Source organism: Pseudomonas sp. LBUM1669 (genome assembly GCF_059695705.1).
Window position 1 is genome coordinate 1188836 of record NZ_CP166784.1, and the last position, 25059, is coordinate 1213894.

At 59.3% G+C, this 25059-nt stretch carries 23 protein-coding genes; 16 read left to right on the forward strand and 7 right to left on the reverse strand.

Annotated features, from left to right (window positions below; all coding sequences use genetic code 11):
- Nucleotides 1–9: 9 nt before the first annotated feature.
- Nucleotides 10–1191: a formate-dependent phosphoribosylglycinamide formyltransferase gene (purT, locus tag ACA051_RS05275; RefSeq protein ID WP_461957368.1), complete on the forward strand. Its 1182-nt coding sequence runs from the start codon at nucleotides 10–12 to the stop codon at nucleotides 1189–1191.
- Nucleotides 1192–1305: 114 nt separating this feature from the next.
- Here purT and ACA051_RS05280 read toward each other — a convergent pair whose 3' ends face one another.
- The 3 genes from ACA051_RS05280 to ACA051_RS05290 form a co-directional block, all read right to left on the reverse strand.
- Nucleotides 1306–2622, reverse strand: coding sequence for an MFS transporter (locus ACA051_RS05280; protein ID WP_497308290.1), 1317 nt, complete (start codon nucleotides 2620–2622; stop codon nucleotides 1306–1308).
- A gap of 472 nt (nucleotides 2623–3094) precedes the next feature.
- On the reverse strand, nucleotides 3095–4327 hold the full coding sequence (locus ACA051_RS05285; protein ID WP_497373775.1) for a transporter associated domain-containing protein: 1233 nt from the start codon (nucleotides 4325–4327) through the stop codon (nucleotides 3095–3097).
- 12 nt (nucleotides 4328–4339) lie between these two features.
- Nucleotides 4340–5152 carry a cytochrome C assembly family protein gene (locus ACA051_RS05290; RefSeq protein ID WP_497308294.1) on the reverse strand — a complete coding sequence of 271 codons (813 nt, stop codon included), beginning with the start codon at nucleotides 5150–5152 and terminating at the stop codon, nucleotides 4340–4342.
- Nucleotides 5153–5362: 210 nt separating this feature from the next.
- Here ACA051_RS05290 and ffh point away from each other — a divergent pair, with 210 nt between their 5' ends.
- The 11 genes from ffh (at nucleotide 5363) to ACA051_RS05345 (ending at nucleotide 15817) form a co-directional block, all read left to right on the forward strand.
- Entirely contained in the window at nucleotides 5363–6739 is a 1377-nt protein-coding gene (ffh, locus tag ACA051_RS05295; protein WP_497308296.1) for a signal recognition particle protein, read from the forward strand.
- A gap of 250 nt (nucleotides 6740–6989) precedes the next feature.
- Complete coding sequence (rpsP, locus tag ACA051_RS05300; protein ID WP_010463010.1) at nucleotides 6990–7241, forward strand: 30S ribosomal protein S16; 252 nt, start codon at nucleotides 6990–6992, stop codon at nucleotides 7239–7241.
- 5 nt (nucleotides 7242–7246) lie between these two features.
- Entirely contained in the window at nucleotides 7247–7783 is a 537-nt protein-coding gene (rimM, locus tag ACA051_RS05305; RefSeq protein ID WP_497308298.1) for a ribosome maturation factor RimM, read from the forward strand.
- A complete protein-coding gene (gene trmD, locus ACA051_RS05310) occupies nucleotides 7765–8538 on the forward strand; it encodes a tRNA (guanosine(37)-N1)-methyltransferase TrmD (RefSeq protein WP_497308300.1) in 774 nt (257 codons plus the stop codon). The genes rimM and trmD overlap by 19 nt, the downstream gene beginning before the upstream one ends.
- Before the next feature lie 44 nt (nucleotides 8539–8582).
- Nucleotides 8583–8933 carry a 50S ribosomal protein L19 gene (gene rplS / locus ACA051_RS05315; protein ID WP_003175895.1) on the forward strand — a complete coding sequence of 117 codons (351 nt, stop codon included), beginning with the start codon at nucleotides 8583–8585 and terminating at the stop codon, nucleotides 8931–8933.
- 99 nt (nucleotides 8934–9032) lie between these two features.
- Complete coding sequence (gene xerD, locus ACA051_RS05320; RefSeq protein WP_010462986.1) at nucleotides 9033–9929, forward strand: site-specific tyrosine recombinase XerD; 897 nt, start codon at nucleotides 9033–9035, stop codon at nucleotides 9927–9929.
- 314 nt (nucleotides 9930–10243) lie between these two features.
- Entirely contained in the window at nucleotides 10244–10975 is a 732-nt protein-coding gene (gene dsbC, locus ACA051_RS05325) for a bifunctional protein-disulfide isomerase/oxidoreductase DsbC (RefSeq protein WP_219095835.1), read from the forward strand.
- Nucleotides 10976–11108: 133 nt separating this feature from the next.
- Nucleotides 11109–12413, forward strand: coding sequence for a homoserine dehydrogenase (locus tag ACA051_RS05330; protein WP_010462982.1), 1305 nt, complete (start codon nucleotides 11109–11111; stop codon nucleotides 12411–12413).
- Nucleotides 12414–12479: 66 nt separating this feature from the next.
- Nucleotides 12480–13889, forward strand: coding sequence for a threonine synthase (gene thrC, locus ACA051_RS05335; RefSeq protein WP_497373777.1), 1410 nt, complete (start codon nucleotides 12480–12482; stop codon nucleotides 13887–13889).
- Nucleotides 13890–14010: 121 nt separating this feature from the next.
- Entirely contained in the window at nucleotides 14011–15366 is a 1356-nt protein-coding gene (locus ACA051_RS05340; protein ID WP_497308304.1) for a transporter substrate-binding domain-containing protein, read from the forward strand.
- 163 nt (nucleotides 15367–15529) lie between these two features.
- Complete coding sequence (locus ACA051_RS05345) at nucleotides 15530–15817, forward strand: DUF3509 domain-containing protein (protein ID WP_497373779.1); 288 nt, start codon at nucleotides 15530–15532, stop codon at nucleotides 15815–15817.
- A 169-nt stretch (nucleotides 15818–15986) separates the two neighbouring features.
- Here ACA051_RS05345 and ACA051_RS05350 read toward each other — a convergent pair whose 3' ends face one another.
- Both ACA051_RS05350 and ACA051_RS05355 read right to left on the reverse strand, forming a co-directional pair.
- Nucleotides 15987–16955, reverse strand: a complete 969-nt coding sequence (locus tag ACA051_RS05350) for a TIGR02285 family protein (protein ID WP_497308308.1) — start codon at nucleotides 16953–16955, stop codon at nucleotides 15987–15989.
- A complete protein-coding gene (locus ACA051_RS05355) occupies nucleotides 16909–18108 on the reverse strand; it encodes a CaiB/BaiF CoA transferase family protein (RefSeq protein ID WP_497308310.1) in 1200 nt (399 codons plus the stop codon). The genes ACA051_RS05350 and ACA051_RS05355 overlap by 47 nt, the downstream gene beginning before the upstream one ends.
- Before the next feature lie 147 nt (nucleotides 18109–18255).
- Between ACA051_RS05355 and ACA051_RS05360 the strand changes: the two genes are divergently transcribed.
- From ACA051_RS05360 to ACA051_RS05370, 3 genes are all read left to right on the forward strand, one after another.
- Nucleotides 18256–18798 (forward strand): YaeQ family protein, encoded by a 543-nt coding sequence (locus ACA051_RS05360; protein ID WP_007897614.1) that lies wholly within the window; start codon nucleotides 18256–18258, stop codon nucleotides 18796–18798.
- A gap of 66 nt (nucleotides 18799–18864) precedes the next feature.
- Nucleotides 18865–20574 carry a single-stranded-DNA-specific exonuclease RecJ gene (gene recJ / locus ACA051_RS05365; RefSeq protein ID WP_497373781.1) on the forward strand — a complete coding sequence of 570 codons (1710 nt, stop codon included), beginning with the start codon at nucleotides 18865–18867 and terminating at the stop codon, nucleotides 20572–20574.
- A gap of 281 nt (nucleotides 20575–20855) precedes the next feature.
- A complete protein-coding gene (locus ACA051_RS05370; protein ID WP_497308314.1) occupies nucleotides 20856–21962 on the forward strand; it encodes an NADH:flavin oxidoreductase/NADH oxidase in 1107 nt (368 codons plus the stop codon).
- 181 nt (nucleotides 21963–22143) lie between these two features.
- Here the strand turns inward: ACA051_RS05370 and ACA051_RS05375 are convergent, their stop codons facing one another.
- Entirely contained in the window at nucleotides 22144–23769 is a 1626-nt protein-coding gene (locus tag ACA051_RS05375; protein ID WP_497308316.1) for a glucan biosynthesis protein D, read from the reverse strand.
- A gap of 389 nt (nucleotides 23770–24158) precedes the next feature.
- Between ACA051_RS05375 and ACA051_RS05380 the strand changes: the two genes are divergently transcribed.
- Nucleotides 24159–24344 (forward strand): hypothetical protein, encoded by a 186-nt coding sequence (locus tag ACA051_RS05380; protein WP_438662641.1) that lies wholly within the window; start codon nucleotides 24159–24161, stop codon nucleotides 24342–24344.
- Nucleotides 24345–24402: 58 nt separating this feature from the next.
- Here the strand turns inward: ACA051_RS05380 and ACA051_RS05385 are convergent, their stop codons facing one another.
- Nucleotides 24403–24906 (reverse strand): BRO-N domain-containing protein, encoded by a 504-nt coding sequence (locus ACA051_RS05385; RefSeq protein ID WP_497308318.1) that lies wholly within the window; start codon nucleotides 24904–24906, stop codon nucleotides 24403–24405.
- Between the last annotated feature and the right edge of the window lie 153 nt (nucleotides 24907–25059).

A 25059-nucleotide genomic window follows, 5' to 3' on the forward strand; every position in this document is an offset into this window, starting at 1 on the left:
GGACCTGAGATGACCCGTATCGGAACTCCATTGTCGCCAACCGCGACCCGCGTATTGCTGTGTGGCTGTGGTGAGTTGGGCAAGGAAGTGGTGATCGAGCTGCAACGCCTGGGCGTTGAAGTGATTGCCGTCGACCGTTACGCCAACGCACCGGCCATGCAAGTCGCGCATCGCAGCCACGTAATCAACATGCTCGACGGCGCCGCCCTGCGTGCCGTTATCGAAGCCGAGAAGCCGCACTTCATCGTGCCGGAAATCGAAGCCATCGCCACCGCGACCCTCGTGGAACTGGAAGCCGAAGGCTTCACCGTGATCCCGACCGCTCGTGCCGCGCAGCTGACCATGAACCGCGAAGGCATCCGTCGCCTGGCCGCCGAAGAGTTGGACCTGCCGACCTCGCCGTACCACTTCGCCGACACCTTCGAGGACTACAGCAAGGCCGTCCAGGACCTGGGCTTCCCGTGCGTGGTCAAGCCAGTGATGAGTTCGTCGGGCAAAGGCCAGAGCCTGCTGCGCAGCGCTGATGATGTGAAAACCGCTTGGGATTACGCTCAAGAAGGCGGCCGTGCGGGTAAAGGTCGCGTGATCGTCGAGGGCTTTATCGACTTCGACTACGAAATCACCTTGCTGACCGTGCGTCACGTCGGCGGCACTACTTTCTGCGCGCCCGTTGGTCACCGTCAGGAGAAGGGCGACTATCAGGAATCCTGGCAGCCACAAGCCATGAGCCCGATTGCCCTGGCTGAATCCGAGCGCGTTGCTAAAGCCGTCACCGAAGCCCTGGGCGGTCGCGGCCTGTTTGGCGTCGAGCTGTTCATCAAAGGTGATCAGGTGTGGTTCAGCGAAGTCTCGCCGCGCCCGCATGACACCGGTCTGGTGACCCTGATTTCCCAGGACCTGTCGCAGTTCGCGTTGCACGCACGGGCGATTCTGGGTTTGCCGATTCCGTTGATCCGTCAGTTCGGCCCATCGGCTTCGGCGGTGATTCTGGTAGAAGGGCAGTCGACCCAGACCGCTTTCGCCAACCTGGGGGCTGCGTTGAGCGAACCGGATACGGCGTTGCGTCTGTTTGGCAAGCCTGAGGTCAATGGCCAGCGCCGGATGGGCGTGGCGTTGGCGCGGGATGAGTCGATTGAAGCGGCTCGTGCCAAGGCAACCCGCGCTTCTCAGGCTGTTGTAGTCGAGCTGTAAACCGAGGTGCGCCTATCGCTAGCAGGCTAGCTCCCACAGGGTTATTGGTTGGTCACAGATTTTGTGTACACCCAATTTCCATGTGGGAGCCAGCCTGCTGGCGATGCTTCTGCTTCAGGCCACCCGATTCAAATCGTTATGCCGCGTCTCCTTCAGGCACAGCACCGCAATCAAGCTCAGCACTGCCGCCCCCGACACATACCCGCCGACATAACTCAAACCGCCCATCGCCACTAGTTTCTGTGCGAAGAACGGCGCCGCCGAGGCCCCGACGATTCCGCCCAGGTTGTAGGCAGCCGACGCGCCGGTATACCGAACATGCGTTGGAAACAGCTCCGGCAGCAGCGCGCCCATCGGTGCAAACGTCACGCCCATCAGAAACAGCTCGATGCACAGGAACAGCGCCACGCCCCACGTCGAGCCTTGGGTCAGCAGCGGTTCCATCAAGAATCCCGACAGGATCGCCAGCACGCTGCCGATGATCAGCACCGGTTTGCGCCCGTATCGATCACTGGCCCAGGCTGACAGCGGTGTTGCCGCCGCCATGAACAGGACGGCGAAGCACAGCAGGCCGAGGAAGGTTTCGCGGCTGTAGCCGAGTGTCGATACGCCATAACTCAGCGAAAAAACCGTCGAGATGTAGAACAGTGCGTAGCACACCACCATCGACCCGGCGCCCAATAGCATCGGCGCCCAGTACTGGCTGAACAGCTCGACCAGCGGGATCTTCACTCGCTCCTGGCGGGCCATGGCGTTGGCAAACACCGGGGTTTCGTGGAGTTTTAGGCGCACATACAGACCCACCATCACCAGCGCGGCGCTGAGCAGGAACGGAATCCGCCAGCCCCACGAGCGGAACTGCTCGTCATTCAGGGTCATGGCCAGCGTCAGGAACAGGCCGTTAGCCGCCAGAAAGCCGATCGAAGGGCCGAGCTGCGGGAACATGCCGAACCAGGCGCGCTTGCCTTTGGGCGCATTCTCCGTCGCCAGCAGCGCCGCACCGCCCCATTCGCCACCCAGCCCAAGGCCTTGGCCGAACCGCAGCACGCAGAGCAGGATCGGCGCCCAGGCCCCGATGCTGTCATAACCCGGCAACACGCCAATCAGCGTGGTGCACACGCCCATCAGCAGCAACGAGGCGACCAGCGTCGATTTGCGCCCGACGCGGTCACCGAAGTGCCCGAACAGCGCCGATCCCAAGGGGCGAGCAAGGAAGGCGATGCCAAAGGTGAGGAATGCCGAGAGCATCTGGGCGGTGCCGGAAGTCTGCGGGAAGAACACCGGGCCGATCACCAGTGCAGCGGCTGTGGCATAGACGTAGAAATCGTAAAACTCGATAGCGGTGCCGATAAAGCTCGCCGTGGCTACTCGGGTGGCGGAGTTCGTCGGTTGGGTGGGCGTGGTCTCGGTATAAGTCGTGCTGGTCGTCATGCGGTTATCCCTGACAGTCATGTGCCCCAGTGGAGCGAATTATTATGGTCGAACACCCAGGGATGTGGGAGTGAGGCGCGGCCGCTGCTCAAGGTAGGAACAGTCGTCGGTGTAGTGCGGAAAGTGTTGATGGTCAGGCCGGAACCTGCTGCGTGCGGGGTAAGCACGTGGTTCGGCTGGGGCTTGGGTAAGCGGGTTCGATTATAGGAAGGTGGCTAACGATCAAACAAGGGGCTTGGGTTGGCGATGACACTATTGAACAGGCTGGCAAAGACAACAAAGACTAAGGGGTGGTAATGCAATTGTGGTGAGGGGATTTATCGAAACGTCTCACCGCCCCGTTGGGCTGCGAAGCGGCCCCAGCACTTCAAAGTCAAACCGCATGTAATTGGTTGACGACTGCTTCGCAGCCGAACGGGGATAAATCCCCTCGCCACAGATAAACCCCACACCCCAGGGCAGGTGTCAGGGTTTAGATAACGGCTGGAACCGAGCTGGTATGCCAGATCAGCACGCGCGTAACACGATTGTCTTCCGTCTCCAGAATTTCCAGCCGATAACGCCCGATCTTCAGGCACACCGCACTGTCCGGAATGGTCTCCAGCGCCTCGGTCACCAAGCCGTTAAGGGTTTTCGGGCCGTCGCTTGGTAGGTGCCAGCCCAGGCTCTTGTTCAATTCGCGAATCGACGCCGCACCTTCGATCATCAGTCGCCCATCGGCCTGCGGGTGGATGTGCGGGTTGTCCAGGCTGTGCTGACTTTCGAATTCGCCGACGATTTCTTCGAGAATGTCTTCCAGGGTCACGATGCCGAGCACTTCGCCGTACTCGTCGACCACCATGCCCAGGCGCCGCTGCTGTTTGTGGAAATTAAGCAGTTGCAATTGCAGCGGCGTGCTTTCCGGCACGAAGTACGGCTCGTGGCTGGCGGCCAGCAGCGCTTCGAGGGTCAGGCTCGCATCGGGTAGCAAATGGCGGATCTGCCGGGTGTTGAGCACCGCTTCGACCTGGTTGATGTCGCTGTGAAACATTGGCAGGCGGGTGCGCTTGTTGTTGCGCAGTTGCTCGATGATCTCTGCGAGGGAGTCGTCGAGGTTGATCCCGTCGACTTCACTGCGCGTCACCAGAATGTCGTTGACCGTGATGTTGTCGAGCGCGTGGATGCCCGACAGCGGGTGGGGGCGGCAGACGGCTTCGTGATCGTCCTTGCGCTCGCTGGGGCTCTCGTCTTCGCTTTGTTGCACCACTTTGACCTTGCGGGCAAACGGTCGCATCAGCAGCCGGGTGAAGCCATTGAGCAGCCAGGCGGCCGGGTAGATGATTTTCAGTGGCGCGCCGAGCAGCGTGTTGCCCAGGGACAGCACTGCGTCGGGATAGCGCACGGCGAGGGTGCGCGGCAGGTAGTCGGCGAACACCAGAAGCGCGACCCCTGCGCCCAGGCAGGCAATCCATGGGCCGTTTTCCGCCCAGATGAAGATCGCCAGCAAGGTGCTGATGACCACCGCCAGTGCCCGGCACAAGGTATTACAGAAAATCAGGCTGTTGAGCGGGAAGCTCAGCTTTGCCACCGGTTTGTCGCTGGAGCGAGAGGCGGTGCGCTGGGCCAGCAAGTGCTGTTGTGCCGTTTCGATGGCGGTAAACAGCCCCGACCATAAGATCAGCAGGGCCAATACCGCGAGCATCGGCCCTATGGGCAAGTCGTCCATTAATGCCGCCCGTCAGATATGCAGGATGTATTCACGGACCAGCTTACTGCCGAAATAGGCCAGCATCAGCAGGCAGAAGCCGGCGAGGGTCCAGCGAATGGCCTTGTGTCCGCGCCAGCCGAGGCGGTTACGGCCCCATAGCAGCACGCTGAAGACGATCCAGGCCAGGCAAGCCAGCAGGGTTTTGTGCACCAGGTGCTGGGCAAACAGGTTGTCGACGAACAGCCAGCCGGAAATCAGCGACAGCGACAGCAGGGTCCAGCCGGCCCAGAGGAAGCCAAACAACAAGCTTTCCATGGTTTGCAGCGGCGGGAAGTTCTTGATCAGGCCCGACGGGTGTTTGTGCTTGAGTTGATGGTCCTGCACAAGCAGCAGCAAGGCCTGGAACATGGCGATGGTGAACATGCCGTAAGCAAGGATCGACAAGAGTATGTGGGCAAGAATACCCGGTTCTTCGTCGATGACCTGTACCGTGCCGGCGGGGGCGAACTGTGCCAGCAGTACCGTGGCTGCGCCAAGCGGGAACAGCAATATCAGCAAGTTTTCCACCGGGATCCGCGAACAGGCCAGCAGGGTCAGGGCGATGACCGCCGCGGCAATCAGGCTGGCCGCGCTGAAAAAGTCCAGGCCCAGGCCGATCGGGGTCAGCAGGTGGGTGAACAGGCTGGCGCTGTGAGCCAGCACGGCCAGTACGCCGAGCGTGACCAGCAGGCGCTTGTTCGCCTTGGCACCAGTGGCCAGGCGAGAGCCTTGATAGAGGGTCGCAGCGGCGTATAAGCAGGCGGCGGCGAGGGTAGTCAGCAAACTGGGTGACAAGGGGAGCATAAATCCTGTTAGGCAAGCCCGAAAGGCGCTGAGTTTGGCATAGAACCCCTGTAGCACGAAAGACCATGCAACCTGACGACGAGGTGTCCGCCAGACGCAGTCTTCGCTATAATCCGCGACCTGCCCACGCCGCAGGCTCGCCGAGCTCATGTTTATTCCGGTCTGGGCCGCCATTATCCCGGTCTACACAGGGCCTGAAAGGATCGCGCAATGTTTGAAAACTTAACCGACCGTCTCTCGCAGACGCTGCGCCATGTCACCGGCAAGGCCAAGCTGACCGAGGACAACATCAAAGACACCCTGCGCGAAGTGCGCATGGCGTTGCTCGAAGCCGACGTCGCCTTGCCGGTGGTGAAAGACTTCGTCAATTCGGTCAAGGAGCGCGCCGTCGGCACCGAGGTGTCTCGCAGCCTGACGCCGGGCCAGGCCTTCGTGAAGATCGTCCAGGCCGAACTCGAAAGCCTGATGGGCGCCGCCAACGAAGACCTGAACCTGAGCGCCGTTCCGCCGGCCGTGGTCCTGATGGCCGGTTTGCAGGGTGCGGGTAAAACCACCACCGTCGGCAAACTCGCGCGCTTCCTTAAAGAGCGCAAGAAGAAGTCGGTCATGGTCGTGTCCGCGGACGTTTACCGTCCGGCGGCGATCAAGCAGCTGGAAATGCTCGCCGGTGAAGTCGGCGTGACCTTCTTCCCGTCCGACCTGAGCCAGAAGCCTGTCGACATCGCGCAAGCGGCTATTAAAGAAGCAAAACTGAAATTCATCGACGTGGTCATCGTCGATACCGCCGGTCGTCTGCACATCGACGAAGAGATGATGGGCGAGATCAAGGCCTTGCACGCCGCGATCAACCCGGTCGAAACCCTGTTCGTAGTCGACGCCATGACTGGCCAGGACGCCGCCAACACGGCCAAGGCCTTCGGCGATGCATTGCCGCTGACGGGTGTGATCCTGACCAAGGTCGACGGCGATGCCCGTGGCGGTGCCGCGCTGTCGGTGCGCGCCATCACCGGCAAGCCGATCAAGTTCATCGGTATGGGCGAGAAGAGCGACGCGCTCGAGCCGTTCCACCCCGAGCGGATCGCTTCGCGCATTCTCGGCATGGGCGACGTGCTCAGTCTGATCGAACAGGCGGAAGCGACCCTCGACAAGGACAAGGCCGACAAACTGGCCAAGAAGCTGAAGAAGGGCAAGGGCTTCGATCTCGAAGACTTCCGCGATCAGCTGCAACAGATGAAGAACATGGGTGGCCTTGGCGGCCTCATGGACAAACTGCCGAACATCGGCGGCGTCAATCTGGCGCAAATGGGCAACGCCCAGGGCGCGGCAGAGAAACAGTTCAAGCAGATGGAAGCCATCATCAATTCCATGACCCCGGCCGAGCGCCGCGACCCTGAGCTGATCAGCGGTTCGCGCAAACGCCGGATCGCCATGGGCTCCGGCACTCAGGTGCAGGACATCGGTCGCTTGATCAAGCAGCACAAGCAGATGCAGAAGATGATGAAGAAATTCTCCGCAAAAGGCGGAATGGCCAAAATGATGCGCGGCATGGGCGGTATGTTGCCCGGCGGCGGCATGCCCAAGATGTAAAGAATCCGCGCCGGCAGTCATGTCGGCGCAGTACCACAGCAATGTGGGAACTCCAGCAAACCCGCACTTGGCGGGAGCTGACTGGCCGTTTTCAACGACGGCTCTATAGCAAATCTTGATGGCGACCGGAAGGCCGCCGGAAAAAGTCATTTGCAAAAGTCCGGATATTCCTTAGAATATGCGGCCTTTCGGGCACCTATGCCCGCTGTGCCTTTAGATTTGCAGCACCGACTACAGGAACGATGTTCACATGCTAACAATCCGTCTTGCCCTTGGCGGCTCCAAAAAGCGCCCGTTTTACCACTTGACCGTAACCGACAGCCGCAACCCGCGCGACGGTTCGCACAAGGAACAGGTTGGTTTCTTCAACCCTGTTGCTCGTGGTCAAGAAGTCCGTCTGTCCGTGAACCAAGAGCGCGTAGCCTACTGGCTGAGCGTTGGTGCACAACCTTCTGAGCGTGTTGCTCAGTTGTTGAAGGATGCATCTAAGGCTGCGGCCTGAGCAATATGAGCGCGACGCCTGCCATTGCTGATGATTTGATCGTTATCGGCAAGATTTATTCTGTTCATGGCGTTCGCGGCGAAGTGAAGGTTTATTCCTTTACTGATCCGACTGAAAACCTGTTGCAGTACAAAACCTGGACGCTCAAGCGCGAAGGCAATGTGAAACAGGTCGAGCTGGTCAGCGGACGAGGGAACGACAAGTTCCTGGTCGCAAAGCTCAAGGGTCTTGATGATCGTGAAGAAGCTCGTCTTCTGGCCGGTTATGAGATCTGTGTGCCGCGCAACCTGTTCCCTGAATTGACCGACGGCGAGTACTACTGGTACCAGCTGGAAGGTCTGAAGGTTATTGATCAACTCGGGCAATTGCTTGGGGAAATCGATCATCTTCTGGAAACCGGCGCCAATGATGTAATGGTGGTCAAGCCTTGCGCTGGCAGCCTGGATGATCGCGAACGCCTGTTGCCCTATACGGAGCAATGCGTGTTGGCCGTCGACCTTGCCGCAGGCGAGATGAAGGTGGAATGGGATGCGGACTTCTAAGCGTGGCTAACTTGCGCGTAGAAGTGATCAGTTTGTTTCCCGAGATGTTTTCCGCCGTCAGCGAGTACGGCATCACCAGTCGTGCGGTGAAACAGGGGCTGTTGCAGCTCACCTGTTGGAATCCGCGAGACTACACGACGGATCGACATCACACTGTGGATGATCGCCCATTTGGCGGTGGTCCGGGCATGGTGATGAAGATCAAGCCCCTGGAAGATGCTCTGGTTCAGGCCAAGGCAGCAGCCGGGGAGGCGGCGAAGGTGATTTACCTGTCCCCCCAAGGCCGTCAACTGACTCAGTCGGCGGTACGCGAGTTGGCGAATCTGGATGCATTGATCCTTATTGCCGGCCGCTATGAAGGCATTGACGAGCGTTTTATTGAGGCTCATGTCGATGAAGAGTGGTCGATTGGCGACTATGTACTGTCTGGCGGCGAGCTGCCGGCGATGGTCCTGATCGATGCGGTTACACGACTGCTGCCTGGAGCTTTAGGGCATGCGGACTCCGCCGAGGAAGATTCCTTTACGGATGGTTTGCTGGATTGCCCGCACTACACCCGACCGGAGGTGTATGCGGATCAGCGTGTTCCCGACGTGTTGCTAAGTGGCAATCACGCGCATATCCGGCGTTGGCGTTTACAGCAGTCCCTTGGTAGGACCTTTGAACGACGCGCCGATCTTCTGGAAAGCCGCTCGCTTTCTGGAGAAGAGAAGAAGCTGCTCGAGGAATACATCCGCGAGCGGGACGATAGTTAACAACGTATCGATGGTAAATCGACGATTTACCTTAGGAGCACAGCATGACTAACAAAATCATCCTTGCACTCGAAGCAGAGCAGATGACCAAAGAGATCCCTACCTTTGCCCCGGGCGACACCATTGTCGTTCAGGTGAAAGTGAAGGAAGGCGACCGTTCGCGTCTGCAAGCGTTCGAAGGTGTTGTTATCGCCAAGCGTAACCGCGGCGTAAACAGTGCTTTCACCGTTCGTAAAATCTCCAACGGTGTTGGCGTAGAGCGTACTTTCCAGACCTACAGCCCGCAAATCGACAGCATGGCCGTTAAACGTCGCGGTGACGTACGTAAAGCCAAGCTGTACTACCTGCGTGACCTGTCCGGTAAAGCAGCTCGCATCAAGGAAAAACTGGCTTAAGTCCAGCTTCCGATGCAGAAAAAAGCAGCCTACGGGCTGCTTTTTTGTTGCCTGCGATTTATCTTCCCTGACCGTACTGTCGGTCTTGCCTGAGCCTTTATGCCCGCCATCGATCATCCATTGATAGACCAATTCCTCGACGCGCTGTGGTTGGAGAAAGGTCTTTCCGATAACACCCGCGATGCCTATCGCAGCGACCTGGCCTTGTTCAATGGCTGGTTGCAGGAAAAGGGCCTGGAACTGATCAATGCTGGCCGCGAATTGATCCTCGATCACTTGGCCTGGCGCCTGGAGCAAAACTACAAACCCCGTTCCACGGCACGATTTCTCTCCGGTGTGCGTGGCTTTTATCGTTATCTGCTGCGTGAAAAGCTGATTGCCGTCGATCCGACCCTACGTGTCGATATGCCCCAACTGGGCAGGCCGCTGCCTAAGTCTCTGTCGGAGGCAGACGTAGAAGCGCTGCTCAAGGCGCCAGACCTGAGCGAAGCCATCGGCCAACGTGACCGCGCCATGCTCGAAGTGCTTTACGCGTGCGGCTTGCGGGTGACGGAGCTGATCAGCCTGACATTGGAACAGGTCAACCTGCGTCAAGGCGTGCTGCGAGTGATGGGCAAGGGCAGCAAGGAGCGGCTGGTGCCGATGGGCGAGGAGGCGATTGTCTGGGTCGAGCGTTATATGCGTGATGGTCGCCAAGAATTGCTTGGCGGACGTCCCAGCGATGTCATGTTCCCCAGTCAGCGCGGCGAGCAGATGACCCGCCAGACCTTCTGGCACCGCATCAAGCACCAGGCCAAGGTCGCCGGGATCGGCAAGTCGCTGTCGCCGCACACCTTGCGTCACGCTTTCGCCACGCACCTGCTCAACCACGGCGCCGACTTGCGAGTGGTGCAAATGCTGCTTGGCCACAGCGACCTGTCGACCACCCAGATCTACACCCATGTCGCCCGCGCCCGCTTGCAGGACTTGCACGCCAAACACCATCCGCGCGGCTGACGGATGGAACAAATCACCGGTGGCGAGGAAGCTTGCTCCCGCTGGGGCGCGAAGCGACCCCAAAACCATGGACCACGGCTAATCAGGAAAATCGAGGTGCCTGTTTTACGACTGCTGCGCAGTCGAGCGGGAGCAAGCTCCCTCGCCACAACAAGTGTTATCAGATACGCACCATTATGTGTGTTGCGTCAGGCGCATTCGGCCACAGGGGGCTTATGTGGTAGGCTTTGCCGGTTTGCACGATGGGCGGTTATGACCCGGTGTTTCGGCACGGGCGTTCTGATCGTCCCATTTGTCCGCCTTCAGGAGTTCTCATGCGTCTGATCCAGATTTTCGCCGCCGCAGCCATTGCGTTGGTCAGTACCTTTGCCGTCGCCGATGACGCGGCCGACAAAGCCATTCGTAAAAGCCTGGAAAACCTCCAGCTGGAAGTACCCGTAGAAAGCATCTCCGCCAGTCCGCTGCCGGGCCTGTACGAAGTCAAACTGCAAGGCAGTCGCGTGCTCTACGCCAGCGCCGATGGCCAATACGTGGTGCAGGGCTACCTGTTCCAGCTCAAGGACGGCAAACCGGTCAACCTGACCGAGAAGACCGAACGCCTGGGCGTGTCCAAACTGGTCAACGCCATCCCGGTTGCAGAAACCGTGGTCTACCCGGCGATCGGCGAAACCAAATCGCACATCACCGTGTTCACCGACACTACCTGCCCGTACTGCCACAAACTGCACGCCGAAGTGCCTGAGCTGAACAAGCGCGGCATCGAAGTGCGTTACGTCGCGTTCCCGCGCCAGGGCCTGGGCTCGCCGGGTGACGAACAGCTGCAAGCGGTCTGGTGCTCGAAAGACAAGAAAGCTGCCATGGACAAAATGGTCGACGGCAAGGAAATCAAGGCCGCCAAATGCGATAACCCGGTTTCCAAGCAGTTCGCACTGGGTCAGTCGATCGGCGTGAACGGCACACCGGCCATCGTTTTGGCTGACGGTCAGGTCATTCCGGGCTACCAGCCTGCGCCACAAGTCGCCAAACTGGCGCTGGGCGCGAAATAATTCGCATCGTCACGGCCAGCCTTTGACGATCATGGTCCGGCGGCACCATTTGCCGGGCCATTAATAGAGAGCCGCGAGTATGCGGCTGTTTTCACGGCCGGCCTTGAGTCGGCCGTTTTATGGGGAGTTCACAGTGAAACCGGTCAAAGTAGGCATCTGTGGGTTAGGGACCGTCGGTGGCGGTACCTTCAACGTACTTCAGCGCAACGCCGAGGAAATTGCTCGTCGTGCCGGGCGTGGAATCGAAGTGGCACAAATTGCCATGCGCACGCCAAAGCCTCAGTTCCAAACGACCGGTATTGCGATTACCAACGATGTCTTCGAAGTGGCCACGAACCCTGAGATCGACATCGTTATAGAGCTGATGGGCGGCTACACCGTTGCCCGCGAGCTGGTACTCAAGGCCATCGAGAATGGCAAGCATGTGGTCACCGCGAACAAGGCACTGATCGCCGTTCACGGTAATGAGATTTTCGCCAAGGCACGCGAGAAAGGCGTGATCGTGGCGTTCGAAGCGGCTGTGGCCGGTGGCATTCCGGTGATCAAGGCGATCCGTGAAGGCCTGTCCGCCAACCGCATCAACTGGGTTGCCGGGATCATCAACGGCACCGGCAACTTCATCCTCACCGAAATGCGTGAGAAAGGTCGCACCTTCGAAGACGTACTCGCCGAGGCGCAAGCCCTGGGTTACGCCGAAGCCGATCCGACCTTCGACGTTGAAGGCATCGACGCGGCCCACAAGCTGACGATCCTGGCCTCCATCGCCTTTGGCATTCCGCTGCAGTTCGACAAGGCTTACACCGAAGGCATCACCAAGCTGACCACCGCTGACGTGAACTACGCCGAAGCGCTGGGCTATCGCATCAAGCACCTCGGCGTCGCTCGCAGCACCGCGTCCGGGATTGAGTTGCGCGTGCACCCGACGCTGATTCCGGCCGATCGCCTGATCGCCAACGTCAACGGCGTGATGAACGCGGTGATGGTCAACGGTGATGCGGCCGGTTCGACCCTGTTCTACGGCGCGGGCGCCGGCATGGAACCGACCGCTTCGTCGGTGATCGCCGACCTGGTGGACGTGGTTCGCGCCATGACCTCCGACCCGGAAAACCGTGTGCCGCACCTGGCCTTCCAGCCGGATTCACTGTCGGCGCACCCGATCCTGCCGATCGAGGCCTGCGAAAGCGCTTACTACCTGCGCATTCAGGCGAAAGACCATCCGGGCGTACTGGCCCAGGTCGCGAGCATCCTGTCGGAGCGTGGCATCAACATCGAATCGATCATGCAGAAAGAAGTCGAAGAGCATGACGGTCTGGTGCCGATGATCCTGCTGACCCACCGTGTACTGGAGCAGCACATGAACGACGCGATCGCCGCGCTGGAAGCCCTGGCAGGTGTGGTCGGTCCGGTCGTTCGGATCCGCGTCGAGCACCTGAACTAAGCCGTTATCGTTCACCGGGCCTGCGTGCGGGCCCGGGTTTGCGAACACTGTCTATTGGAGCCAGTCATGCGTTATATCAGTACCCGCGGCCAGGCACCGGCCCTGAATTTCGAAGATGTCCTGCTGGCCGGTCTTGCCACCGACGGCGGTCTGTACGTCCCGGAAAACCTGCCACGTTTCACCCAGGAAGAAATCGCTTCCTGGGCTGGCCTGCCGTATCACGAGCTGGCCTTCCGGGTGATGCGCCCGTTCGTCACCGGCAGCATCCCTGACGCCGATTTCAAAAAGATCCTTGAAGAAACCTACGGTGTGTTCTCGCATAGCGCCGTGGCACCGTTGCGTCAGCTGAATGGCAACGAATGGGTGCTGGAGCTGTTCCACGGCCCGACCCTGGCGTTCAAGGACTTCGCTCTGCAGCTGCTTGGTCGTTTGCTCGACTATGTGCTGGAAAAACGTGGCGAGCGCGTGGTCATCGTCGGCGCCACCTCCGGTGATACCGGTTCGGCCGCCATCGAAGGCTGCAAGCACTGCGAAAACGTCGACATCTTCATCCTGCACCCGCACAACCGCGTGTCCGAAGTGCAGCGTCGGCAGATGACCACTCTTTTCGGCGAGAACATCCACAACATCGCCATTGAAGGCAACTTCGATGACTGCCAGGAAATGGTCAAGGCCAGCTTCGCCGACCAGAGCTTCCTCAAGGGCACGCGTCTGGTGGCGGTGAACTCGATCAACTGGGCGCGGATCATGGCCCAGATCGTCTACTACTTCCACGCAGCCCTGCAGTTGGGCGGCCCGGCGCGTTCGGTGTCGTTCTCGGTGCCGACGGGCAACTTCGGCGACATCTTCGCCGGTTACCTGGCGCGCAACATGGGCCTGCCGATCAATCAGTTGATCGTCGCCACCAACCGCAACGACATCCTGCACCGCTTCATGAGCGGCAACCAGTACGTCAAGGAAACCCTGCACGCCACGCTGTCGCCGTCGATGGACATCATGGTGTCGTCGAACTTCGAGCGTCTGCTGTTCGACCTGCACGGTCGCAACGGCGCAGCGATTGCCGGTTTGATGGACAACTTCAAGCAAGGTGGCGGTTTCAGCGTCGAACAGGAACGCTGGACCGAAGCCCGCAAACTGTTCGATTCCCTGGCCGTGGATGACGCCCAAACCTGCGAAACCATTGCCGAAGTCTACGAGCAAACCGGCGAACTGCTGGATCCGCACACCGCTATCGGTGTGAAGGCTGCGCGCGAATGCCGTCGTAGCCTGGATATTCCAATGGTGATTTTCGGTACGGCCCATCCGGTCAAATTCCCGGAAGCAGTGGAGAAAGCCGGTGTAGGAAAAGCGCTCGAACTACCTGCACATCTTTCTGATTTGTTTGAGCGAGATGAGCGTTGCACCGTGTTGCCGAACGATTTGAAAGCCGTGCAGGCCTTTGTCAGTCAGCATGGCAACCGCGGCAAGCCTCTGTAACCGGTAAAAGCTGTCACATTTTGAAGCCCGTCTCCTGACGGGCTTTCTCATTTCTGCATGCCACACTTGTCTCGTTTTCGCCCCAGAAAGGATGGGCGAGTTGATTGCGAAGGAAGTGGTAATGCTGTTTTTCAGAGGGTTAAAACCAGCCGTGTGCTGGATGTTTTTGATCGGCGTTCTGGGCTTTGTTCAAGAAGGGGCGGCCGCGCAATTGGCGACGCCCGAGTCCAGGGGGGCGGGCGTCGGCGCAACCATCGAACTGGATGCTCTGGAATTGAAGTGGATTGCCGAGCACCCGCAAGTCATCGTCTCGTCGGTGCAATACCCGCTTTATCTGTTCAAGGATGAACACGGTCAGTGGAGCGGTCTGAACAACGATCTGCTCAATCGCATCAGTGCCATGACGGGCTTGCAGTTTGTTCACGAAGAGTCGTTTTCCACCGATCAGCTGCTTGGGCGTCTGGAAAGTGGCGAGGCGGACATGAGCACAACGCTGGCAATGAATGACGAGCGTAAGGCGTTCCTGGATTTCAGTCATGCATTCGGTGGCGCTGGATGGGTGTTTGTCGGACGGGCAGGCGCACCGGTCGTGCACGATCTGGCGCAGTTGGCGAAAAAAGTACTGGTGTTGCCGGCCCGGCATGCACTCGAAGGCACGATTCGCCGCGACTACCCGGCGATCGAGTTGCGTACGGTCAAGACTTACGCTGAAGCCAGGGCGCTGGTTGAAAGTGGTGAAGCCTTTGCCACCATCGAAAATGAAATCGGAGCGCAGCTCTATCCGTTGGGGCAGCTCAAGGTCGGGCGCGGTTTGGAGGGCAAATGGGAGGCCGATCACCTTGCGGTACGCAAAGGTCAGTCGCCGTTGCTGAGCATTCTCAACAAGGCGCTGGAGGCCTTTCCTGCGGCCGACTTGCGTGCCATTCGCCTGAAATGGCTCAACGGTATCGCTCCCGTCGAGTCACCTTCTCGCTGGCGGCAGATGACTCACTGGGTATGCTGGGGCATGTTTATCGTCAGCCTGTTCGGACTGCTTTCCTTGCTCTGGAACCGCAGGCTCGCGGCGCTGATCAAGCAACGCGTAGACGCTGAGAAGGGACTCGGCGATCAGCTTGCTTTCCAGCATGCGTTGATTGACGCCATGCCCGATCCGATGTTTGTCCGTGATCTGCAAGGGCGTTTGATCATGTGCAACAAAAGTTATGAGGAGAGCCTCGGCACCCGTCTTGACCAGGTTCAGGGGCGACAGCTGGTTGAGCTCGAAGTGCTGCCGGCGGAAACCGCAGCGCTGCTGCATGCTGAATTCATGGCGCAGATGGAGACTCGAAAGCCACGCTTCAGTGAACGTCAATTGCTGTTCAACAACGGTGTCCGGGACATCTACCAGTGGACGGTGCCGTTTTACAGCGCCGATGGCCAATTGCGAGGGTTGCTGGGGGGATGGACTGATATCGGCCACCGGACAAGGCAACTGTGAATCGGCTGTTTTTTCCCTGTCATCTTTGCCGTGCATGCTCTATCGACCAGGGACGCCGACGCGTCTGCACCTGGAATCCAGAACTTTCTTCTCGGGCCAGTGGTCATTTATTGTGAACACGCCCCAAGGCACTTTGTTTTCGGACTATTGAGTGGTGATCGAGATGGAAAGTATCAGTCTATTGCTCGGTGAGGCTCTGAGCCCGTATCAGGTCACGCTGACCCCGTCGGGCGCCCATGGCGAATGCCTGGTGACACTGAAGAATGCGGCCGGCGCGATCGTGGTCGAACGGGCGTTCAATCAAGCCCAGTTAACCGATTACCGTCTGCTGACGGATGTCGTCGACGGCTTGCACCGCGACGTACTGATTGCCGAAGGACGGCTGGAACCCTGCGTCATCGCGGCGCTGCGCAATGCGGCTCAGGATAAGGTCCTGGCCAGTCGAAATTGAATTGTTCTTTTGTGGGAACCTTCCTGCACTCAGGTCGTCAGACCATGTAACAGCAGGATCAAGCATTGTGCTCCGGTGCTTGTAGCTTGCTGCCACTGGTCGTTATGTAGGCCACGTTTAACCCCGAGTCGTCTCCCCACTTCTCGGGGTTTCTTTTGCCTGCGATTTGTCACGGCTGCGCCTGACGCTCGAAGAACACTCGGGATTCTTCGAGGTAAGCACTGCGACTTTCCGGGTCGAGCCACGCGGCGTAAGCCTCGCTCAACTGGTCGCGGGGCAGTTTGCGCAGCAGCTGATTGATCTCGACGATCGCTTGCCGGCCCTTGGGTGTGTCGGTACAGCCGATGTAACCGGACAAGAATTTTTCCGCTCCACGAATCGGGTAAAACTGCAGCTCATCCTCCGCGATTCCCTGCTGCTGGGCCTGGTAACGGATTTCCGGGCGATAGCCCAGTAGCAGGCGCAATCGTCCCAGACGTTGCATTTGCAGGAGACTGCCCAAGGCGTCGTTGCCGTAGTGCAGCGTCAGCGCGTCGGGCGGCGCTTGCTTGAGCAGTGCGTCGAGGTACTCACCATAGTTGCGCTCGGCGATGATGCCCAGCTTCTCGCGGCCACTGGCGAGCAGGGCGGCCAAGTCCAGTTCACCGTCCTGGATAAAGGGTGTCAGCGTCTCACGATCCACGCGCCGAACCGCCACACCATTACTCATCGCCCGAAAAACCGGAATGGAAAACGCAATCCAGCGCTCGCGCTCCTTGCTTTTGTTCAGCGCCGCGTCGCACGTGAGGGAGGGCTCGTGGAGCATTTGCAAGCCGCGAGCGCGATTGACCCGCATCAGCGTGTGTTCGTATTGCGGCATGCCGGCGATCAACAGCGGCAACAGTTGGTCGATAACGCCCTGGCGTTTTTTCGGTCCTTCGAAGATCGTCAATGGCGGCAAATCACGCATCAGCCAGATCAGCGTTTCCTTGGGTTGCGCCATCGCGGATGGTGCCAGCCCGGCGAGCAGAAGCGTAACCAGCAACGCGCGCACTACCCGCCCGCCATGCGCCAGGCAGAATCTGATGGACTGCGCTAGCCGGCGCCTCAGCTTAGATGGCTCCGTCTTTGCGCAGTTGTGCAATCTGCGACGCGTCATAGCCAAGTTCCTGGAGTACCTGTGCGTTGTGCTCACCCAGTTGTGGCCCGACCCATTCGCAATCGCCGGGTGTATCAGAGAGTTTCGGCACAATCCCCGGCATCTTGAAGTCTTTACCATCCGGCAGCTTGGCCTGCAGGAACATTTCCCGGGCCAGATACTGCGGATCACTGAACATGTCTTCGGCGCTGAAGATCCGGCTGACGGGCACATCGGCCTGATTCAGCTGCGCCAGCACGGTGTCCAGCGGCAGCGAATTGACCCAGCGATCGATCACCCCGTAAATCTCGTCACGGCGGCTGTCGCGTCCGTCGTTGCTGGACAGCACTGGGTCGTTGGCCAGGTCTTCACGACCGATGACCAGCATGAAGCGTTTGAAGATTGCATCGCCATTGGCGCCGATCTGCACGTGCTTGCCGTCGGCGCTGGTGTGGATCGAGGAGGGCGTAATGCCCGGCATGATATTGCCGGTGCGTTCACGGATGAAACCGAATACATCGAACTCCGGGACCATGCTTTCCATCATGGCGAAAATCGCTTCATACAGCGCCACGTCCACCACTTGGCCCTGGCCACCGTTGACCTCGCGATGACGCAACGCCATCAGCGCGCCAATCACACCCCACAGCGCGGCAATCGAGTCGCCGATGGAAATCCCGGTGCGCACCGGTGGCCGGTCCTCGAAACCGGTGATGTAGCGCAGGCCGCCCATGGATTCACCGACGGCACCAAAACCAGGTTGATCTTTCATCGGCCCGGTCTGACCGAACCCCGACAGCCGCACCATTACCAGTTTCGGGTTGAGGGCGTGCAGGACGTCCCAGCCCAGGCCGAGCTTTTCCAACACGCCAGGGCGAAAGTTCTCGATCAGGATGTCCGCTTCGCTCAGCAGTTTTTTCAGAATCGCGAGGCCATCCGGGTGTTTCAGGTTCAGGGTCAGGGACTTTTTGTTGCGCGCCTGCACGAACCACCACAGCGAGGTGCCTTCGTAGAGTTTTCGCCATTTGCGCAGCGGATCACCGCCGTCGGGGGATTCGATCTTGATCACTTCGGCGCCGAACTCACCGCAAATGCGCGAGGCAAACGGCCCGGCGATCAAGGTGCCCAATTCGATGACTTTCAGACCTGAGAGCGGTTTGGCGGTGAACGGCATACTGGATCCTGTAGGACAAAGGCTGAGCGGATATAGCCTTTTAACATAGCCCAACGTCAGACGAGCAAGGTTCCTCGCCTTCTATTCGTTGATTGACTACTGCATCGGTTAGACTTGCCGCCTTTCCTCGTATCAAGAAGCCCGTTCATGGCCCAGCCGTCCACGACCTACAAGTTTGAACTGAACCTCACCGACCTCGACCGCAGCGTCTACGAGAGCGTGAAGCAGACCATCGCCCGTCACCCTTCGGAAACCGAAGAGCGCATGACCGTGCGGCTGCTGGCCTACGCCTTCTGGTACAACGAGCAGCTGTCGTTCGGTCGCGGTCTGTCAGACGTGGATGAACCCGCCCTGTGGGAAAAGAGCCTGGATGACCGTGTCCTGCACTGGATCGAAGTCGGCCAGCCAGACGCCGATCGTCTGACCTGGTGCTCGCGCCGTACCGAGCGCACCAGCTTGTTGGCCTACGGCAGTCTGCGCGTCTGGGAAACCAAGGTGATCCCGGCGATCAAGAACCTGAAAAACGTGCACATCGCAGCCGTGCCTCAGGAAGTGTTGGAAACCCTCGCCAAGGACATGCCCCGTGTTATCAAGTGGGACGTGATGATCAGCGAAGGGACGATTTTCGTCACCGACGACCGGGGTCAGCACGAAGTCCAGTTGCAGTGGCTGAGCGGCGAACGCGGCTGATTTTTCGCCGTTCATCCGCGTTATCCGGTTTTATCCTACGTATTCAAGAGAAGCACCTGTCACCCCATGCGCATCGAACCTCGCCTGTTGCCCGACACCCTGCCATTCCTCGGTGATCTGCCGCCGCTGCTGACGCGTCTTTACGCGGCGCGGGGCGTGCAATCCGAGGCGGAACTGGACAAGAGCCTGGCGCGGCTGATTCCGTTCCAGCAGCTCAAAGGCATGGATGCGGCGGTGGATTTGCTGGTCACGGCGTTGGAACAGCGCCAGCGGATTCTGATTGTCGGCGACTTCGACGCCGATGGCGCGACGGCCAGTACCGTGGGCGTGCTGGGGTTGCGGCTGCTGGGCGCGGCGCATGTCGATTATCTGGTGCCGAACCGATTCGAGTATGGCTATGGCCTGACCCCGGAAATCGTTGAAGTGGCGCTGACACGCACGCCGCAGTTGCTGATCACCGTGGACAACGGCATTTCCAGCGTCGAAGGCGTGGCGGCGGCGAAAAAGGCTGGCCTCAACGTGCTGGTCACCGACCACCACTTGCCCGGCGACGAACTGCCGTTGGCCGATGCTATCGTCAATCCGAACCAGCCCGGTTGCGAGTTTCCGAGCAAGGCACTGGCCGGCGTCGGGGTTATTTTCTATGTGTTGATGGCCCTGCGCGCGCGTTTGCGCAGCCTCGGCTGGTACGCAAACACGCCGCAGCCGAACATCGGCGAGTTGCTGGACCTGGTGGCGCTGGGCAGTGTTGCCGACGTTGTGCCGCTGGATGCCAACAATCGGATTCTGGTGCACCAAGGCCTGGAGCGGATTCGCGCCGGCCGCGCCCGTCCGGGCATCAAGGCGATTCTCGAAGTCGCCAAGCGTGAGCCGGCGCGCATCACCTCGACCGACCTGGGCTTCATTGTCGGCCCGCGCCTGAATGCGGCGGGGCGCCTGGATGACATGAGCCTGGGCATCGAATGCCTGATCACCGACGACGTAGGCTTGGCGCGGGAAATGGCCGTGCAGCTCGACGGTATGAACCAGGACCGCAAGTCCATCGAGCAGGGCATGCAGCGTGAAGCGCTGGCTCAGCTCAAGGATTTGCCGGTCGAGTCGATGCCGTTCGGCTTGTGCCTGTTTGATCCCGAGTGGCACCAGGGGGTCATCGGCATCCTCGCTTCGCGTATGAAAGAGCGTTATTTCCGTCCGACCATTGCCTTTGCCGATGCCGGTGATGGTTTGCTCAAGGGCTCGGGGCGTTCGGTTCAGGGTTTCCACATCCGTGACGCCCTGAGCGTGGTGGCCGCGCAGCATCCGAACCTGATCAGCAAGTACGGCGGCCACGCCATGGCGGCCGGTTTGACCTTGCCGGAAGCGAATTTTCCGCTGTTCGCCGAGGCCTTTGACGCAGAAGTGCGCAGGCAATTGCGCGAAGAAGACCTGACCGGGCGTCTGTTGTCGGACGGGGTTTTGGCGGTCGAAGAATTCCATCTCGAACTGGCCCGTGCCCTGCGCCATGCCGGACCTTGGGGGCAGCACTTCCCTGAGCCTTTGTTTCATGGCGTGTTTCAGTTGGTTGAACAGCGCGTGGTCGGCGAGCGGCACCTCAAAGTGGTGCTCAAAAGTGAATGTGGCTCGGTGAAGCTTGATGGCATTGCCTTCGGCATCGATCGCGACATCTGGCCGAACCCGACCATCAAATGGGTGGAACTGGCCTACAAACTCGACCTCAACGAGTTTCGCGGGAACGAGACCGTTCAGTTGATGATTGCCCACATCGAACCGCGTTGACACCATCGCGGGCAAGTCGAATCGTCGCACCGCTCGCTCCTACAGGTATCAGTGATCCGTAGGAGCGAGGCTTGCCCGCGAAAACGATCTTTCTGACAGCCAATCCCTCGGAACCCTCCCTCATCCCCCGATGTCGACTAGGCTCTAAGCACTGCTTGATAATCCTTGTGACGTCTCGTCCAATTTTTGCCCGCGGGGGCGGGTGCTGCGCCTTTTTCCTGTCACTCGTCGACTTTTCAAACAGAACCCTGGAGCCTGCCCACTGATTCGAGAGGTGCCCCATGAGTCTGCTGCTTGAACCCTATACCCTTCGTCAATTGACCCTGCTCAACCGCATTGCCGTGTCACCGATGTGCCAGTACTCCAGCGTCGATGGGCTGGCCAATGACTGGCACCTGGTCCACCTCGGCAGCCGCGCCGTCGGCGGAGCCGGCCTGATTTTTACCGAAGCCACGGCGGTCACGGCCGACGGGCGCATTACCGCCGAGGACCTCGGCTTGTGGAATGATGAACAAATCGAACCCCTGCAACGCATCACGCGCTTCATTGCCGCTCAGGGCGCCGTGGCGGGCATTCAACTGGCCCACGCCGGGCGCAAGGCCAGCACCCATCGGCCGTGGATCGGCAAGCATGGCAGCGTCAAACCCGAAGACGGCGGCTGGGTGCCTGTAGGGCCTTCGCCGATTGCTTTCGACCCGCAGCACACCCATCCGAAGCAGCTTGATGAAAGCGAGATCGCCGAAGTTATTCAGGCCTTTGTCGCCTCAGCCAAGCGAGCGCTGACGGCCGGTTTCAAAGTGGTCGAAGTGCACGCTGCTCACGGTTACCTGCTGCATCAGTTTCTTTCGCCATTGAGCAATCAGCGACGCGATCAATATGGCGGCTCTTTCGAGAACCGGATCCGGCTGGTGCTGCAAGTCACCGAAGCGGTGCGTGCAGTCTGGCCTGAGGAGCTGCCTGTGTTTGTGCGAGTGTCGGCCACCGATTGGGTGGAAGACGGCTGGAACCCGGATGAAACGGTGGAGCTGGCGCGGCGCCTGAAAGATCTGGGTGTGGACCTGATTGATGTCTCGTCGGGCGGTACCGCAGCCAACGCGGAGATTCCTACAGGTCCGGGCTATCAGACCCGGTTCGCCGAACGGGTGCGCAAGGAGTCAGGCATCGCCACCGGCACGGTCGGAATGATTACCGAACCGGCCCAGGCCGAGCACATTTTGCGCACCTGCCAGGCGGACATCATTTTCCTCGCGCGGGAGCTGTTGCGCGATCCATATTGGCCGTTGCATGCAGATGATGATTTGGGTGGTCGCAAGGCCGTCTGGCCTGCGCAGTATCAACGGGCGACCCATCGGGATCAGCCGATTCATGAGTCTGATTTGCGCGACTGAATGCGGCTGTAAAAGCAAAAAGCCCCGATCGAGTTGATTGGGGCTTTTGCGTTTCTGGGCCGGGATGTTTGTGGACTGTCAGGCCGTCTTCGCGGGCAAGCCTCGCTCCTACAGTTGATCGCATGCTCTGGTAGGAGCGAGGCTTGCCCGCGAAGAGGCCCGCCCAGACAACCTTTTACTATCAGGTGTACTTACGCTTATCCGGCGCCGGCGGGAAATACTGGTACAACCAGGTCTCACTCAACGTCCGGTCATTGGTGCGAATGAACAACCGCAGCTCAACCGGCGCCACGCTGTCGTTGGTCGGGTACCAATCGAAAGTAATCCGATAGCCTTTGATGTCATCCAGCACCAGCACGTTGAAGTCTTTCACCTGCCCATTCGAGCACGTCACCACCGGCTCGATCCCCGCGCCCTCCGGTAAGCGGTCCAGACCGCCACCGGTGAAGTCCACGGCAAAGCGTCGTGCCCAGACTTCCGGGTAATGCTCGCCCGGTGCCCAGCCTTCGATAAAGCCGCCCATGCCCGAACGGGTCGCATTGACCCGCGCCAGAGGCGTACTCACCGGTGGCAGGGCGCTCCAGTAGAGCTTGTAGCCGTAGTTCAGGGAGTCTCCGGCCGCGACCGGTTTTTTCGGGGTCCAGAACGCAACGATGTTATCGAGGGTTTCGCCGGTTGTAGGAATTTCCAACAGGTCGATAGAGCCTTCGCCCCACGCGGTCGTAGGTTCTACCCACAGGCTTGGACGCTTGCTGTACCAGTCGACAGTGTCCTGATAATTGGCGAACTCGTGATCGGTCTGCACCAGGCCGAAACCTTTCGGGTCGGTGTCGGCGAAGGCGTTGAACTGCAGGGTCGCCGGGTTGTTCAGCGGGCGGCAGATCCACTCGCCGTTACCGCGCCACATGGCCAGTCGGTCGGAGTCGTGGATTTGCGGGTGAATGGTGTCGCACATGCGGCGCTCGTGGGTGCCGCAGCTGAACATGCTGGTCATCGGTGCGATGCCCAGTTGTTCGATGGCGGTGCGCGCGTTGATGTGGGCATCAATCTCCATGACCACGCGTTCGGCCTGGCAATCGATGTCAAAGCGGTACGCGCCAGTGGCGCTCGGCGAATCCAGCAGCGCGTAGACCACGAAGCGGGTGCTGTCCTTGCCCGGCGTCTCGAACCAGAACTTGGTGAAGTCCGGGAACTCCTCACGCTTCTTCGCGTAGGTATCGACCGCCAGCCCGCGTGCCGACAGACCGTACTGGCCAGTGGCGTCTACTGCGCGGAAATAACTGGCGCCGAGGAAGGACAACACATCGTGCCTGTCCAGTTCCGGGGCCTTGAACAGCTTGAACCCGGAAAACCCCAGGTCGCCGGTGAGCTGCTTGGTGTCGACGGTGGTTTTTTCATAGTTGAACAGGGAAGGGCGGAAATGCACTTCACGGGCCTGGCGGGTCTTGGGATCGACGCTGTACATGCGCACCGGCTGCTTGAAGCCCATGCCGACGTGGAAAAACTGCACGTCCAGCTGACCGTTCAAGTCTTTCCACAGCGAGTGGTTGCCGTCATAGCGGATCGCGTTGAAATTCTGTGGCGTCATGGTCGCCAGCGTCGGCGGCAGCACCTGCTTGGTGTCCTGATAGCGATTGCCAGCGAGTTGCTTGGCCTGAATCTTCAGCGCTTCGAAATCGAACGCCTGGGCGTCGCCATCAGCGGTGCCATTGCCCGCCCAGGCACGTGAGGCCAGCAGGCCAGTGGCCGACAAACCGGTGTAGGCAGCAATGGCCATGGACGCTTTGAGCAAATTCCTGCGATGCATAAGTACAACCTGTCGTGAACAATCCCGCGCCGTTCCTGGCACGTGCTGGATCAAAAATATCGGTTCGGACATACCTTGGCCAAACGCAACGGACCTTAAAGAGATGCCAAATAGCTTAAACCGTTCGGTTGCAGAGAAAAAATGATTGGTAGCAATTTGATGATGCGGCAATGAAACAAGAAATGTCGGTGAAGTTTTCCGACAGTACTTTCTGATTTATAGGGCATTTCTGCTTTTTTTGACTAGTTACTCTAAAAACCGCTTTTCAGCGCCGGGAATGTTCCTATTCTGTGTTCATGGCCGGTTTCTGCCCTTCAGGCCGGCGACTAATAAAAGGATAGGGCGATGCGGTTTTGAAGTTTTCTCGGTCTTATAGAAGGACGTCGTCCATGACGAAAGTACAAGGCATCACCGAAATGTTAGGAATCTTTCCCTGCCTGGCGACCGGGCGGCGAAGGCATCGTCTCAATTCGGACGAAATGAAGTTGCTGGAGCGGTACCGCGAGTTGTCGGAAAGCGACCGGATTGCGATGCGGTATCTGGTGGATGCGATGCGGAGTGTTTCGCGGTTTTGAGCGATAAACCAAGGGGCGGACTGAGAAGTCTGCCCCTTGTTCATTTTTCACCCTGCCTTCAACTGCAAGTGCCCATGATCGTGAACGGTCGTTGTACCTGCATCAGATCAGGCATGTCCCGCCACTTGATCCAGGCCTGATGCTGCCAATGCAGCAGCGGCACCGAGATGCCTGCCCACTGCAATGAACTCAGGCTTGGAATGTTTTCCACAGCCGCTTTCGACTCACGCAGCTTCGGGATGACTTCGTTGCTTAGCCACTGACGCAGGTTTCGGTTTTCCGGGATGAAATGGTGGACCAGCAAGGCATACATTCCCGATTCGCTGACCATCAGCGATTCGACCGTTTTGCCGTCTTTCATCAACAAGACGTATCGGCGTTGATCGGGATCGAGTTTAAGGGTGAGACGTTGGTCCAGCGGACGGCCCATCAAGCGACCGAGGTCCTGGACGCAGAACCAGGCTTGGTTGTCCTGAATGAACGCATGGAGGAAGCGGTTGTGACGGGTGAAGACGATTGGTGTGAAGTAAGCTTGAAGCGAATTTTGAGCGTGAGCTGACATGAAGTGACTTCCGTTTTGATCAGGAAAGTCGCCACCAACCCTTCGACAGGTAGGGTGGCGAACCGAGTGGCGTTCGAAGTCGGGACACTTCCAGTCAAAACGGAAGCCGAAAGGCCCGCGCCACACGGCCCGCCATAATGCAGAACTAACGGC